Source organism: Pseudoalteromonas tunicata, from assembly GCF_002310815.1.
GTDB lineage: Bacteria > Pseudomonadota > Gammaproteobacteria > Enterobacterales > Alteromonadaceae > Pseudoalteromonas > Pseudoalteromonas tunicata.
In genome coordinates this window covers 406643-422205 of the sequence record NZ_CP011032.1, presented here as the reverse complement: position 1 = coordinate 422205, position 15563 = coordinate 406643, and the positions used below count along the sequence as shown (strand labels likewise).

The 15563-nt window shown below is 40.6% G+C and carries 12 protein-coding genes; 2 read left to right on the top strand and 10 right to left on the bottom strand.

Annotated features, from left to right (window positions below):
• Positions 1-16 precede the first annotated feature (16 nt).
• Complete coding sequence (ahpC, locus tag PTUN_RS01880; RefSeq protein ID WP_009837989.1) at positions 17-586, top strand: alkyl hydroperoxide reductase subunit C; 570 nt, start codon at positions 17-19, stop codon at positions 584-586.
• Between the two features lie 67 nt (positions 587-653).
• Positions 654-2219, top strand: a complete 1566-nt coding sequence (gene ahpF / locus PTUN_RS01875) for an alkyl hydroperoxide reductase subunit F (protein WP_009837988.1) — start codon at positions 654-656, stop codon at positions 2217-2219.
• 78 nt (positions 2220-2297) lie between these two features.
• On the opposite strand, the gene PTUN_RS01870 is transcribed toward ahpF, so the two are convergent.
• From PTUN_RS01870 to PTUN_RS01825, 10 genes are all read right to left on the bottom strand, one after another.
• A complete protein-coding gene (locus PTUN_RS01870; RefSeq protein WP_009837987.1) occupies positions 2298-2744 on the bottom strand; it encodes a hypothetical protein in 447 nt (148 codons plus the stop codon).
• A gap of 125 nt (positions 2745-2869) precedes the next feature.
• On the bottom strand, positions 2870-4312 hold the full coding sequence (gene tldD, locus PTUN_RS01865; protein WP_009837985.1) for a metalloprotease TldD: 1443 nt from the start codon (positions 4310-4312) through the stop codon (positions 2870-2872).
• Positions 4302-5126 carry a carbon-nitrogen hydrolase family protein gene (locus PTUN_RS01860; RefSeq protein ID WP_009837984.1) on the bottom strand — a complete coding sequence of 275 codons (825 nt, stop codon included), beginning with the start codon at positions 5124-5126 and terminating at the stop codon, positions 4302-4304. Before PTUN_RS01860 ends, tldD begins: the two co-directional genes overlap by 11 nt.
• Positions 5123-8902: a YhdP family protein gene (locus tag PTUN_RS01855; protein ID WP_157742129.1), complete on the bottom strand. Its 3780-nt coding sequence runs from the start codon at positions 8900-8902 to the stop codon at positions 5123-5125. The genes PTUN_RS01860 and PTUN_RS01855 overlap by 4 nt, the downstream gene beginning before the upstream one ends.
• A 32-nt stretch (positions 8903-8934) precedes the next feature.
• Positions 8935-10407, bottom strand: a complete 1473-nt coding sequence (rng, locus tag PTUN_RS01850; protein ID WP_009837982.1) for a ribonuclease G — start codon at positions 10405-10407, stop codon at positions 8935-8937.
• A 15-nt stretch (positions 10408-10422) separates the two neighbouring features.
• Complete coding sequence (locus tag PTUN_RS01845) at positions 10423-10998, bottom strand: Maf family protein (RefSeq protein ID WP_009837981.1); 576 nt, start codon at positions 10996-10998, stop codon at positions 10423-10425.
• Positions 10998-11477, bottom strand: coding sequence for a rod shape-determining protein MreD (gene mreD, locus PTUN_RS01840; protein WP_009837980.1), 480 nt, complete (start codon positions 11475-11477; stop codon positions 10998-11000). The genes PTUN_RS01845 and mreD overlap by 1 nt, the downstream gene beginning before the upstream one ends.
• Positions 11470-12309, bottom strand: coding sequence for a rod shape-determining protein MreC (gene mreC, locus PTUN_RS01835; RefSeq protein WP_009837979.1), 840 nt, complete (start codon positions 12307-12309; stop codon positions 11470-11472). Before mreC ends, mreD begins: the two co-directional genes overlap by 8 nt.
• Positions 12309-13352: a rod shape-determining protein gene (locus PTUN_RS01830; RefSeq protein ID WP_009837978.1), complete on the bottom strand. Its 1044-nt coding sequence runs from the start codon at positions 13350-13352 to the stop codon at positions 12309-12311. Before PTUN_RS01830 ends, mreC begins: the two co-directional genes overlap by 1 nt.
• Positions 13353-13511: 159 nt before the next feature.
• Entirely contained in the window at positions 13512-15488 is a 1977-nt protein-coding gene (locus tag PTUN_RS01825; protein WP_040643859.1) for an SUMF1/EgtB/PvdO family nonheme iron enzyme, read from the bottom strand.
• Between the last annotated feature and the right edge of the window lie 75 nt (positions 15489-15563).

The following is a 15563-nucleotide window of genomic DNA, read 5'->3' as shown; positions in this document are numbered from 1 at the left end:
CCAAAGGATATAAAAAATGAACACAACTTTAATCAATACTAAATTAAAAACATTTAAAGCAACCGCATACCACAATGGTGATTTTAAAGCGCTAACAGAGCAAGACCTTCTAGGTAAATGGTCTGTGGTATTTTTCTACCCAGCTGATTTTACGTTTGTTTGCCCAACCGAATTAGGTGATTTAGCTGACAACTACGCAAAATTCCAAGAACTCGGTGTTGAAATTTACTCAGTATCAACTGATACCCACTTTGCACACAAAGCATGGCACGACAGCTCAGATACCATTGGTAAAGTTCAATTCCCAATGATTGGTGACCCAACAGGTACTATCACTCGTAACTTCGGCGTGATGATTGAAGAAGATGGTTTAGCGCTTCGCGGTACATTTGTAATGAACCCTGAAGGAGAAATTAAAATTGTTGAAACGCACGATTTAGGAATTGGCCGCTCTGCAACTGAATTACTTCGCAAAATTCAAGCTGCACAATACGTTGCAAGCCACGATGGTGAAGTATGTCCTGCAGCATGGCAGCCAGGTGAAGAAACATTAGCACCTTCATTAGACTTAGTCGGCAAAATCTAAGTCGTAATACAAAACAATCGGCAGTTAAGTTTGCTCAACTGCCCACTCTCTGAAGAAGGTAATCACCATGTTAGACGCAAAAATCAAAACGCAGTTACAAGCCCATTTAAACAACATCACAAAACCTATTCAATTGGTTATCAATCTTGACGAGAGTAAAAAATCAATTGAATTACAATCACTTGCAAATGAATTATCTGAGCTAAACTCACTTGTAAGTGTAAGTACCACTCAAAACACAGCAATTCGCGCACCGCAGTTGAGCGTGCTTGGTGAACAAAGCGAGATTAATTTTGCTGGTGTCCCGATGGGCCATGAATTTACCAGTTTAATACTGGCGTTATTACATACCGGCGGCCATGCAACAAAAGCATCTGCCGAAGAAATTGAGCAAATTAGTACTTTAACAGCGCCTCTTAATTTCGAAATTTATATTTCTTTGAGTTGCCAAACCTGTCCAGCGGTTGTGCAAGCACTCAATTTAATGGCGGCAATAAACCCGGCAATTAAAACCACTATGATTGATGGCGCTTTATTTCAAAACGAAGTGCAACAACGTAATATTTTGTCTGTACCAGCTGTTTATTTAAATGGGCAACCCTTTAGTCATGGCGCAATTAGTCTTGCCGATATTTTAGCTAAACTCGATAAAAATCATGCGGGTAAAGTAGCCAAGCAGCTCAATGAAAAAGAACAATACGATGTACTCATTGTGGGTGGTGGCCCAGCAGGTGCAGCGGCGGCTGTTTATGCGGCGCGAAAAGGTTTACGAACTGGCTTAGTTGCCGAACGCTTTGGCGGGCAAGTGAGTGATACTCTTGGTATTGAGAACTTTTTATCGGTTAAATCAACTCAGGGCCCACAATTAGTTGCCCAGCTTGAGGAACACGTCAAAGAATATGATGTGGATTTAATCACTGCACAAAAAGCCAAACAGTTGAATACTGAAAATGGCTTTGCGATTGAATTAGAAAGCGGTGCACAATTACAAGCAAAATCGGTGATTTTAGCGACAGGTGCTAGATGGCGTGAAATGAACGTGCCAGGTGAGCAACAATATCGTGGTAAAGGTGTTGCGTATTGCCCGCATTGTGATGGTCCATTATTCAAAAACAAAAAAGTAGCGGTTATCGGTGGTGGTAACTCTGGAATAGAAGCTGCAATCGACTTAGCCAATATTGTTGAGCACGTTACAGTATTAGAATTTGCACAAAGCTTACGTGCTGATGCCGTATTAATTAAAAAAGCGCGCAGCATGGGCAATATTACTATTATTACCCAAGCACAGACCACTGAAGTGGTCGGTGATGGCAATAAAGTGATTGGACTCAACTACCGTGATCATGCCAACAATGAGGAACATCATTTGGCGCTAGCAGGTATTTTTGTGCAAATTGGCTTATTACCCAATACAGATTGGCTCAAAGGTACAGTCGAGCTTTCACAGCGAGGTGAGATTATCACCAACAGCCATGGCGCAACATCAATTGCCGGTGTATTTGCCGCAGGTGATGTCACCAATACACCTTATAAGCAAATCATTATTGCTATTGGAAGTGGCGCGACCGCAAGTTTAGGCGCGTTTGATTATTTAATACGCCACGATCAAGCACAAACCGAATTCGCAGCGTGATACTTAATACACCCAGTCACGTTGAGTTTACCAAGCCGCATTAGCGGCTTTTTTACTATCACACCAAAAGTTACCGCATTAAAGTTGTTTCACAATACTGGCACTAAACGCAATTGCCTCACAGCGATACATTTGAGCACAGTCAGATTGTATTGTTTTATGGCAGTAATCAACCACCAAGGCATTGGCGCCCAAATCAAAAGCTTTCTTTTTTAAATCAAATAATACTTTTTTTTCGATCCAACTGAGCTGATGTGAAGTACTAATACACCGTTTACTTGTGATAAATCCTAACTTAATTGCACCTAATTCTTGGGCCGATTGCACACTTTTGATCACCACTAAATTACTCGGTTTTATTTGATAAATTTGCTTATCAGCTGTTTGAGTCTTAGCTAAATTCGATTTTTGTTTTTTCGATGCGTTAGCTTGTTTTATTTCGGCTTTTTGATTCGGTACCGCGGTGCAGCCAACAAAAATCAACAAACTGAAAAGCAAAAAAATATTGCGACTACTTGATAACATTACTATTACGCTTAAAGAAAAAAACAAATGTTACCAAATAAGACACAAACAGTAATGTTTTTTTAACAAAAATGGCCACCAAAGGTAGCCATTTAGCAGTGAAACGAGTGAATTCTTCGGCTAGATTAAGCTGTACCACCGACGGTTAATTCGTCAATTCTTAAACTTGGTTGACCAACACCAACAGGTACACTTTGACCATCTTTACCGCAAACACCCACACCTTTATCGAGTGATAAGTCATTACCGACCATAGATATTTTTTGCATCACTTCAGGGCCATTACCAATTAAAGTCGCGCCCTTAATTGGGCGCGTTACTTTGCCATTTTCAATTAAATAAGCTTCAGACGCCGAAAATACAAACTTACCAGAAGTGATATCAACTTGCCCACCACCAAAGTTCGCTGCAAAAATGCCTTTTTTGACACTGGCGATAATATCTTCTTGGCTGCTTTCACCCGCTAACATGTAGGTATTTGTCATGCGAGGCATTGGTAAATGAGCATACGATTCGCGGCGGCCATTACCCGTTGGCGCAACCCCCATTAAACGAGCATTAAGTTTATCTTGAATATAGCCTTTTAAAATCCCATTTTCGATCAGTACATTATATCCTGCAGGTGTACCTTCATCATCAATATTGAGTGAACCACGGCGATTAGCGAGTGTACCATCATCAACCACAGTACAGAGGCTTGAAGCAACTTGCTCACCAATACGACCACTAAATGCCGATGCCCCTTTACGGTTAAAATCACCTTCTAAACCATGACCAACCGCTTCGTGTAATAATACACCAGGCCAACCACCGCCTAATACCACTGGCATTGCGCCTGCTGGCGCATCAATAGCTTCTAAATTAATTTGAGCTTGATGAATTGCATCTTCGGCATAACCCATCCAACGTGGTTTACCATCCACTAATTCATAAAAATAGCCATAATCTAAACGTGCACCACCACCGGCTCCACCGCGCTCACGACGACCATTTTTTTCTAATAATACCGAACAATTTAAACGAATTAATGGGCGACGATCGGTGGCAAACGTACCATCACTGGCAGCGACTAAAATCTCTTCATACACCGCAGATAATGAGGTAACAACTTGATTTGCTTCTGGCGCTAACTGTCTGATGTAGTTTTCGATTTCACGTAATAATTCAACTTTTTTATCGTCACTCATGCTTGAAATCGGTTGAGCTGCGGCAAACTGAATTGGATGGGCAATTTCTGAAAAAATTTGCACTGTTTTGTTTTCGCCAGCTTTTGCAATACTACGCGCTGCGCTTGCGGCCTGATTTAATGCTTCTAAAGTGATGGCGTCAGAATACGAAAAGCCCGTTTTATCACCACTCACCGCACGTACACCTACGCCACGCTCAATATTATAAGAGCCTTCTTTAACTAAACCATCTTCTAACATCCAAGATTCATGGTAGCTAGATTGAAAATACAAATCAGCATAATCAATATTGTGTTGATGAATAAACGCTAAAGTCTTTTCCAGATCTTCACGGCATAACGAACTATTTTTTAACAAGTTACTTTCGACTTCAGAATTCATTTTTTAACTCACATGTAAACTTAGTGTGTGAAATTATAGGCATTTTTGCTCTAATTTGCGCAACCAATGCCAAGTCAGCTTGATAGGAAATCAAACCGCATTGTGTTTTTTGTTCTGCTAATACTTCTCCCCAAGGAGATACAATTAGACTATGCCCATAAGTATGACGATTATTACCATGATCGCCCACCTGAGCTGCAGCAACCACATAACATTGCTGCTCAATTGCACGCGCTTTTAATAAAGCATGCCAATGTGCCGCGCCAGTTACTTGGGTAAAAGCACTAGGCACCAATATTATCTCAGCACCTAACTGGCGCATTTTACTATATAAAGCAGCAAAACGAATGTCATAACACACAGATAAACCAAGCTTGCCAAAAGGCGAATCCACCACACAAACCTGCTCACCCGCTTGGGTATAAGTGGATTCTTGATAGCAGCCTGTTTGATCTGCAACCAGTACATCAAATAAATGCATTTTATTGTACTGCGCAACAATTTCACCCTGAGCATTAAAGAGTAACGACGCAGCGTAATGTTTATTATCATTCGCTTTAAGCGGTAATGTCCCCGCAGCGAGCCAAATATCATACTTTATAGACAATGCCGCAAGTTCATCTAATACCGCATCGATTTGCTCACTGTGCGCCAACTTTAAATTGGCATCGGGCGCACCTGCAAAACAGACAAAACTTTCAGGTAAACATAATAATAAAGGGCGCGTTGCTGGCAAATCTTCACAGGCTTTTTTTAAGTTCTGAAGATTTTGAACAACATCAGGGCCAGAACACATTTGTAAACAAACTATCATTTTATTTCGCTATTTGGTTCAGGTGTTGGAATTTTTAACTCTTGGGGTAATTCAACTTCACGACTTTTACGACCAAGCTCAGTCACCACAGGCTTGTCCATCGTGCCATCAATTCTAAAATTAATTTCCGAAATAACCCGTGCAGAATGAATCACCTTATCAATCGCAAGCGCTGCAAGGCCAGGGACAGGGCCAGCTAGCCACCCTAACAAAACCGGCAAACTTGAGGTTACCTCAGGCGCAACAGCAAGATTGTAGTTAATTTCTTTAGTGGTTAAATTAGCATAACCGGCAATACTGATATCGGCAGGCACACCATCTATTTTGGTATTTTTAGTGGTCGCAATGCCATTTTCAATTTGCATTGAGCCTTTTAAGCTATTGTAAAAAAAGCCTTTAGCAAATACATCTCTAAAGTCGAGCTTGAGCTTACGCACCAAGGAATCAAGACTTAATAACGAAAATACTCGCGCTCCGCCATCACTTACCTCAGTTAAATGCCCTTCCCCTAAATCAAGTTGCAATTGCCCTGTTAAACTTTTGGCATCGAACTCATACGGGGTGCCAACCCATGCAAGATTAAACGTGGTTTGGGCTTTAGAATCTTTAATGCTAGAGGTTAAGTCATACTCGTCGAACAACTCACCAATATCACTACTTGAAAACTGACCAGCCAACTTGGTTTGCCCTGCTTGCCAAGCGCCTTTAGCAACTAAATTATGCTTACCTTTATCAATAATTAAATCACTGATCATAATGCCATCGGTTGCAGGATCTAAATTAAGTTGCACTTTATCTAACTGATATTGATCAATCCGACAATCGCCACATTGAAAGCGAATAGCGGGTAAATTTTTTAACCATTCACTGTTTTCATTGGCAATGGCAGGCTCTGATGCAGCGCTTGGTAAATTAATCCGTAAATAATCAGTATCAATATTAATAGGTCGTTGCGCCAGTACTTTAGGAATACTGACCTGTGAGCGCAGCTCTTTACCCATTAATTTAATTTCGACGGCCTGATCTAAATTATCGAGTTTAAAATCAAGCTCATTAAATAAAACGCCAGATAAATCGGCTTGATCGATTGTGCCTTGCACTTTGACTAAAGGAGGAAGTAAACCTGAGTCTATTGAAGCATCCCCAACATGGAGCAAATGATCAATAAATGGGATCCACTGATTTAAATTCGCTTGCTTAAGATCAACACTGACATCAAAATCTTTTTGGTTTAAACCTAAATCATGCTCACCAACAATGATATGCGCATGAGTCAGAGTGCCAGTATCGTTTGCTAAAATACCATTAAAATACAGTTTATTATCAATACCAATGGTGATCAAATTAGAAATATCATCACCACGTACTTGCCCTTTTAATTGCCATTTCTGTTGCGCAGTTTTATTAAATGGCTCAGGCAACGAGCTAACTAACCCACTAAGATCAGAATAAACATCAGCTTGATAACTAAATCCTTTAGCAGGAAAATTTAACGCCACATCAGCCTTTAATGGTAATTGCTCAGTTAAATAACCACTTAGCAAACCATTACCCAAACCAATAAACTGCTCTACGGGCCAATTAGCATTTAAGTCAACTTTTACTTGGTATCCTGCTTTTTGTTGTTTGCCCACAATGTCAAATTCAACAGGTAAACCTAGCCAAGACGCTTTTGCACTTTTAAGACTGATTGACTCATTTTCAAACTTTAATATTCCTTGCAAACGCTCAAGCGGCAAACCGGGTTGGGTTAAATATATATTCGCTTTATTTAAATCAATTGCGCCTGAGGCAATCACATTAGGCTCATCTAAACCTACGGTTAAATTGACCTGCCCTTTTACCTCACCTTTGCCTTGTACTATCTGCAAAATACTTTCGAGCGGATCAGCAAGGGGAGTCGCAGCAAAAAATGGGGCTAATCTTTGCGCCTCAACTTGGGTATCAATTGCAACTGTTAAAAAGGCTGCATGAGTCAAATCATCAATGCTAACCGATACATTATCTTTTATCGGCAGATTAACCAGTTGACCTTGTTGGCTATAAATATCCATCCGATTACCACTAAAAACCAGTTCGGCAGCTAAATCAGTGATCGTTGGCCAACTTGGTTCAAATTGAAATTCACCTTGTTGAATTTGAGCTCGCACTTCAAATTTGCCACTTTGATCTTGATAAGGAAAACCATTTAATGCGCCATACCAAAGCAATTGTGCTTGAGTAATTTCACCGCCTTTAATTGCACCATTAAGATAATCAATGGTCGCTTGTGGTAAATAACCTCGCGGGTAATACTGCCTTGCTGATAATGCAGGCGGGCCAATGACCTCTAAATAAAGACTCATCGCGTTTTTTTTACCAAGCGTTAACATCCCTTCGGCGCCGAGGCTTAGCTCTTGATTATGCATCCAAAAATTATTAGTTTTTAATTGCCATTGTTCATTTTTCTTAATGATGTCTAAATCAAAGTTCAGTTGCTGATAAGAAATCGCTTGCGAAAAAAGGTTACCCGTTAAAATATAATTATCGGAGCCCGATACCGATAAACGTCCTTTTTGTGGCTGCATCACAAAGTTAAGATCGAGGTCCTGCATACCGGGTAGATCATCAATATTATTCCAGCCGACTTTTTGAGCATTAATAACCGTCAGCCAATTTTCATTATCAGAAAATTTAAAGTAGCCCTCTTCAATCATGCCTGTGGGCTGGCGCGCAATCAGTTCTTGTAGGGTATCACCCGGTTCAAACTGGGCAAATTGGCGTAATATCGCGAGATTTAAATGAGCAAACTGCCCAACTAATTGGCCATTATTTTTACTCACTTCAAGACCTAAATCAGGCCATTCTTTTTGATTTGCACTGAGCTTTAATGAAGAGGTTGCCAATTGCCAGCCATTGTCTTTGGGTTGCCAACGCAAACTACCAGATTCCACTGAAAAACGCTGCGCAGCATCATTGTATTGCCATTGCAAACTACTTGGTAACCACTCTACTTGTAATGACTTAACGGACTTATCATCAATACGCGCCCACAGCTCAAAATTAACATCTGACTTAAGTTCTTTAATGTGCGAAGGCGTCACTTCAGCCAATAAAGGCGCTAAACTGAGCTTATTGCCAGCAACGTATAATTCGCCAAACGCACTTGAGAACGCTTCGCCGTATAAATTAAAAATGACATTGAGTGAGTTTTCCGCAATGCCCGGTAAACTGATACGGCCTTGGCCTTGATGTTTTTGATCTAAATTTTGCCAACTGACTTTTTCAAGTACAATTGTTCGACGCTGACCATTAGCCAAATAAAGCTCTAAGGTACTATTTTCTAAAGCAAAGTGACCGATATTTCCCAAGAAAAGACTTTCGATAAGCTCAATTTGCCCAGTACTGCTTGCCGTGTCTTGTTCTTGGCTTTTAAAGAGTTCCGCGGTTTTGATGGTCGCAGTAACACCATCGAGCACAAAATAACTTGAACGAATTTGTCGGTCGAGCATCGATTGCCAAATATTAATCTGCAATCGAGTTTGCGCAATCAGTAAATCAACAGGAGCTAAATCATTAGGCTGAAAAGAAATATTGTTAAGTACTAATGCAGGCCCATTGTTTTGCCAAGTGGCACTAATACTTCCAATATATAAATCGACACCAAACTGCTCAGCGATCAGCGCTTCAAAATCAGCTTTATATTGATTGGCATAGGGCAAACTGTATTTTAAGACAGAAATAATGACTGCCAGTAACACTAGGGTGACTGCAGTAAATTGCCAAACTTTGCGCAAACAAAAAAAACACCATTTCGAAACGTGTTGCACTACATCATTACCACATCAAATTGTTCTTGATTATACAAACTTTCGATTTGTATTTTGATAGGTTTACCGATGAATAACTCCAACTCTGCTAAGTTATGGTATTCATCATTAAGTAAGGCTTCACTCACCGCCTGTGAAGCATAAACCACAAATTTATCGGCGGCATAAGCACGATTAACACGAACAATTTCACGTAATATTTCGTAGCAAACCGTTTCAACTGTTTTAAGTGCGCCGCGCCCATCACATACAGGACAAATACCACATAAAATATGACCTAAACTTTCACGGGTGCGTTTACGAGTCATTTCAACCAAACCAAGGGCTGAAAAACCATTAATATTTGCTTTAGCGCGATCTTTTTGTAGCGCAACTTCAAGCGAGTGTAGCACTCTGCGCTTATGATCTGCGGTCGTCATATCGATAAAATCGATAATAATAATACCACCTAAATTGCGTAACCTAAGCTGGCGAGCAATTGCCTGTGTTGCTTCAATATTGGTATTAAAAATAGTTTCTTCGAGATTACGATGGCCAACAAAAGCGCCAGTATTGATATCAATTGTGGTCATTGCTTCGGTTTGATCAATAATTAAATACCCACCAGATTTAAGCTCGACCTTACGATGCAACGCTTTTTGCACCTCATTTTCAACATCAAATAAATCGAAAATCGGACGTTCACCAGGATAATACTCAAGTGTTGCTGTAAGCTCTGGCACAAACTCTTCAGTGAAAGCTTTTAACTCTTGAAATGCGAGTTTTGAATCAACCCGAATGCGCTCCATATCTTCACCAACATAATCACGCAACGTACGAAATGCCAGCGTGAGATCATCATGCAATAAGGTTTCTTTACGCGCTGCTTTACGTTTTGCGATAACTTTTTTCCAAAGTTTTTTCAAAAACTTAGCATCATGAGCTAATTCTACTTCACACGCACCTTCAGCGGCTGTACGAACAATAAAGCCACCTTCTTCATCGTTGTATTCTGCAACAATCTTTTTAAGACGGCTGCGCTCTTCATCAGTTTCAATACGCTGACTTACACCGACATGAGTCGCATCTGGCATAAACACTAAGTAACGCGAAGGAATAGTGATTTCAGTCGTCAATCTTGCGCCTTTAGTACCTAAAGGGTCTTTGACCACTTGCACCATAATTTGTTGACCTTGACGCACCAACTCTCTGATATCTTGTACTTTTTTTATAGGTTGTTCATCAACCCCTTCAACAATTGAAGCGCTGTTGACTATATCTGATGCGTGTAAAAACGCAGCTTTATCAAGCCCAATATCAACAAAAGCTGCCTGCATGCCAGGTAATACTCGGCTTACTTTGCCAAGATAAATATTACCAACAATACCCAGATTGCCAGCTCGCTCGTGTTCAACCTCTTGTAAAACACCGTTTTCTATTAACGCCACGCGCGTTTCATTTGGGGTTACGTTAATTAACAACTCACTACTCATGGCCAATCCTTGTCTTTATAGGGCTGCCTGTTGAAAACGACGCAATAAACGTTCCGTCTCAAATAATGGCAAGCCAACAACAGCAAAATAGCTGCCTGATAAATGCGAGACAAAACGCCCACCTAACCCTTGAATACCATAACTACCGGCTTTGTCTTCTGGCTCACCAGAATGCCAATACGCTTCAATCTCTGCTGCATTCAACACCTTAAAAGTGACATCGGTCACCACCACCTCACTGAGCACATTTTTTTCATCTGCTACAGCAATTGCAGTCATCACTTGATGAGTCTGTCCTGAAAGTTTAGTCAGCATCACAAGCGCATCTTGTTTATTTTTTGGTTTACCCAAAATTTCGCCATTAATCACAACTATCGTATCTGAACCCAGCACAGGTCTATCGTGATAACCCAAAGCAACGCCACTTTGCGCTTTTAAACGTGCAAGGCGTTCAACATGGTTAATGGCCACTTCATTTTCAAGTATTGATTCATCGGCATCGACGCTAAATTGCAAAAACTCAACATTAAGTTGAGTTAGTAATTCGCGCCTGCGAGGCGAAGCTGAAGCGAGGTAAATAGGTTGCAGCATTAACGGATCCTAAAGTTACGGCGGTATTTTCGCAGTAATAAAAATATCCACGGCCAACATAAAGCGCCTGTTAGCACTGGCCATAAATATTGAGGTAAAAAGTAAATATCAATTAAAAAGTGGCTGAGCCAAAATTGCACTAAATGATAAAGAGCTAAAAACAACGCAATTAAAAAGGCTTGCTGCCAAACAGAGAAATTACGAATTTTTTGATAATTACTGGCAGTAATGTAAATTGAAATCGAATAAGCTAAAGAATGCACGCCTAAAGGAGAGCCCAAGGCTAAATCCATCAGTAAACCCGTTAACCAAGCAATGCCAATATTAACACGATGCGGCAATGCTAATGACCAATACATTAATACCAGCAAAACCCAATCTGGGCGAAAGGCTTCAATGCCTATCGGTAAAGGCACTAACGCCATCACCAAAGATACAAAAATCGAAAAACTAATTAACCAAAAGTGACGACTAATCATTATTGCCGTCCTTTGGTGTTTGCCATAATAAAATTAATAACCGAATGCGATCTAATTGTGCAACAGGCTCGGCGTAAACTTGAGCAAAAGGCTGGCCTTCATCTCGCTTAATACTAGTCACCGTAGCCACTGGGTATCCTTCTGGAAAAACGCCACCTAAACCTGAGCTGTAAAGAATATCACCGATGCGAATATCCATACTATGCGGCACATGAGAAAGCTTTACTTGATTAATTTTGCCAATACCTTCAACCACAGTGCGCACATTGTTTCTCAAAATTCGTACTGGAGTCGCATGCATGGTATCAGTCATCAGCAATACACGACTGGTGGTTGAGCCAACCTGTGTAACTTGTCCAACAATGCCCATTTCATCAATGACAGCCACGCCCTCCACCACTTGGTCAAGTGTGCCTTTATTAATCACAACTTGATGACTATATGGATTTGAATGAACGGATAAAACTTGCGCCACCAATTTTTGCTTACTTTCAGATTTTGCAGAGCCGAGCAAAGCGCGTAACTTACTATTTTCTTGCTCTAAAAATGCGAGGCGTTGGAGTTTTTCATTTTGTAGTAGTTGTTCGGTTTTAAGCTGTTCGTTTTCTTGACTTAAAAAGCGACGGCTATGGAGATTATTCGAACTCCAATTGAATAACTCATGCGGAAGATTAGCCAAATAAAATAATGGGCTAACAATAGTATTTAAGCTAGTTCGAATAGTAGATGCGCCATCGGTGTAGCGATCGCCAAACATTAAAATTGCGCTAAATACAACTGCGATTACTAATCGCAGTTGTAAAGGTGCACTTCGTCCAAAAAGATGATTCATCAGTCGTAACTAAAAACATCACCACCGTGCATATCAATCATTTCTAATGCTTTACCGCCCCCACGTGCTACACACGTTAATGGATCATCGGCAACAACAACTGGAATGCCGGTCTCTTCCATTAATAAACGGTCGAGATCTTGCAATAACGCACCACCGCCGGTTAATACCATACCATGCGCTGAGATATCAGATGCCAATTCTGGAGGTGATTGCTCAAGCGCAACCATGACTGCACTTACAATGCCTTGCAGCGGCTCTTGCAGTGCTTCTAGAATTTCATGTGAGTTCAAAGTAAATGAACGAGGCACACCTTCGGCAAGGTTACGACCGCGCACTTCAATCTCTTTAATCGTATCTGTTTTAAACGCAGAGCCAATCTCATGCTTAATACGCTCAGCAGTTGCTTCACCAATTAAACTGCCGAAATTACGGCGTACATAGTTGATAATTGCTTCATCAAACTTATCACCACCGATGCGAACCGAAGATGAATAAACAATGCCGTTTAATGAGATAATAGCAACTTCGGTAGTACCACCACCAATATCAACAACCATAGAGCCTGTTGCCTCAGAAACAGGTAAGCCTGCACCAATTGCAGCAGCCATCGGCTCTTCAATTAAATACACTTCACGTGCACCCGCTCCCATTGCTGATTCACGAATTGCACGCTTTTCAACTTGGGTTGCACCACATGGCACACAGATTAATACCCTAGGGCTAGGGCGAAGGAAATTATTGTTATGAACTTGCTTGATAAAATGCTGTAGCATTTTTTCGGTGACATAAAAGTCAGCAATTACACCATCTTTCATTGGTCTAATTGCTTTGATATTACCAGGCGTTCGGCCTAACATACGTTTTGCTTCGTGGCCAACCGATGCCACACTTTTTGGGCCGCCAGGCTTGTCATGGCGAATTGCAACAACTGAAGGTTCATTCAGCACAATTCCCTGCTCTTTGACATAAATAAGCGTATTGGCTGTCCCCAGATCAATGGATAAATCATTTGAAAATAAACCGCGTAATTTTTTAAACATGGAACTGGCTGATCCTTGTATTTTTTGTTCTTAGTTTCTGCGCTAACTCTACCAATGACTATCTGAATCAGCAAGAATTACCACGGCTTAAAGTACTTTTTTTTAACATTGATTAAATATAATGCAAAACAAAAACGGGAAGCTGTGCTTCCCGTTTATTTAACGCTCTCTAACTACTCTAAAACCAATATAGTTGGCCCTAAAATCAGTTGTTAAGATTAAACGCGTTGAGGAACGCGCCAAGCTTGGAGCAAAATTCCATGCACCACCTCGAACAGCTACATCAGACTGCCCAGCAGTTTTTTGCGTCCACTCCCAAACATTGCCTACCATATCGTAAAGGCCATATTTATTCGGCTGAAATGACCCAACTGGCGCTGCACTTTGGTTTGACCAAGCACTACCACACCAACCACAGTTAGCTAAGTTATTACCAATATCATTGCCCCATGCATAATCGGTTTTAGAGCCTGCACGTGCTGCATATTCCCATTCAACCTCAGTTGGTAAACGATATTGTTGGCCTGTTTTGCTCACTAACCAATCTGCATATGCTTTTGCATCATTATAAGTTAAACAAACAACTGGAAAATCATCACCTTGTTCATAACCTGGGCTTTTCCAGTTAAGGCTTTGTTCCCAAACAGGTTCACCATTTAAATAATATGCGCAACCTTTGCCGGCTTCAGCTTCGGTAATGTAGTTTGATTCATTAATAAACGCATGATATTGACCAACAGTGACTTCTTTTTCATGCATAACAAAAGAGTCACTAAGAATCTTTTTTACAACAGGCAGCTCATTGGCCAGGCCATTACCAGTCAAATCACCCATCTCAAACTCGCCTGCGGGCACCACAATCATGCCTTGCGACAGAGTACTATCAGCACTGCTTGCCGTCATTGATTGTGCAAGTTCTGCAATCGGTGTATTAATTTTAGTTAATTTAGCGCGTATTGTGCGATTACTGCGCAGGTCAACACTTTGACGGTAAGATTCATAACCCGTTTTGCGAATTTCAACATCATGTAAACCTTGAGGTAAAGCAACTGAGAGACGGGTTGAACCATAGCTCACCCCGTCAATAAATACTTCATCGTCACGTACGTTAGAGCGTAAAATCAATTCATAGTTTAACGCTTGATCTTGGCGTTTTAAAACAGATACTTGAGGTGCTGAAGGCGCTGTCACTACAGATGCCGTCGCGATATCACTCACAGGTAAGTCTTTAAAACTAACAACAGGAATTGAGATATCAGGCTCTACGGTTGGTTGATAAACATTGGTTAGCTCATTACTGTAATTACTACAGAAACGATTATCAAGATTAAGTAATTGGCATAAACGTGCCGCATTAACTGAACCACGCATTGCCACATTTAGATTAACGCTGTAGTTACCTTGTCCGCTAAATTCACTACTGACCACGTGACTGTTTAACACCTGAACCTGCGCACCCGCCATATTACGTTTAGATTCAACAGTACGTATTTCAGTTAAGTTAGCAAAAATTTGATCTAAGAAACGTTTAGTCGCTTTTTGTAGTCCTAAATGTTGCCCTCGTTGCTCACAAGCGGCAAGTGTCTCAGTACGCTTACAATTAATCGTATTACTTACCTCAACAGTACCTTCACGGGAAAACTCATTTCTTAAGCGCTCAACACGTGCACTATTACGCTGTTCTTTTAAGCCTTCTAAAGTATTCAGTAAGGTATGTTTGGCAACACGAATTTGCTCTATTTCTTGTCGATGCGATGCAATAGCGGCCAGCTGCATCGCAATATCATCTTTATTTTGTTTATGAGACGAAACAGCAGCTTGGTAACGGTTCTTAGTCTCAGTGATATCGACACTAGGGTCTTCAATCATTCTGCGATACATTTCGTTCATTGCATCGAGCGCTTGGTTTTTCTCTTTTTCTAACTTTGCTGAACGTGCGCGTAACAAGTCCAATTGTTGTTGTAATTGGCTTTCTTCTTTTAAATGTTTTTCAAGTACATCGGTAAAGTTGTCAAACTCAGATTGTTTGAGTGTGATTTCTGATTCAATGCTAGTAACAGTGTTTACATCTTGTGCTTGCGCACTTAACGCTAATAAACTGATTGATATTAAAATAGATAAAGGAGCTAATCGCATACATTCCATTCCCAAAACGGCCGATTTTTGGTTATTATTGTTTTTATTGCCTTTAATGCTATTTAGTTGCAAGGC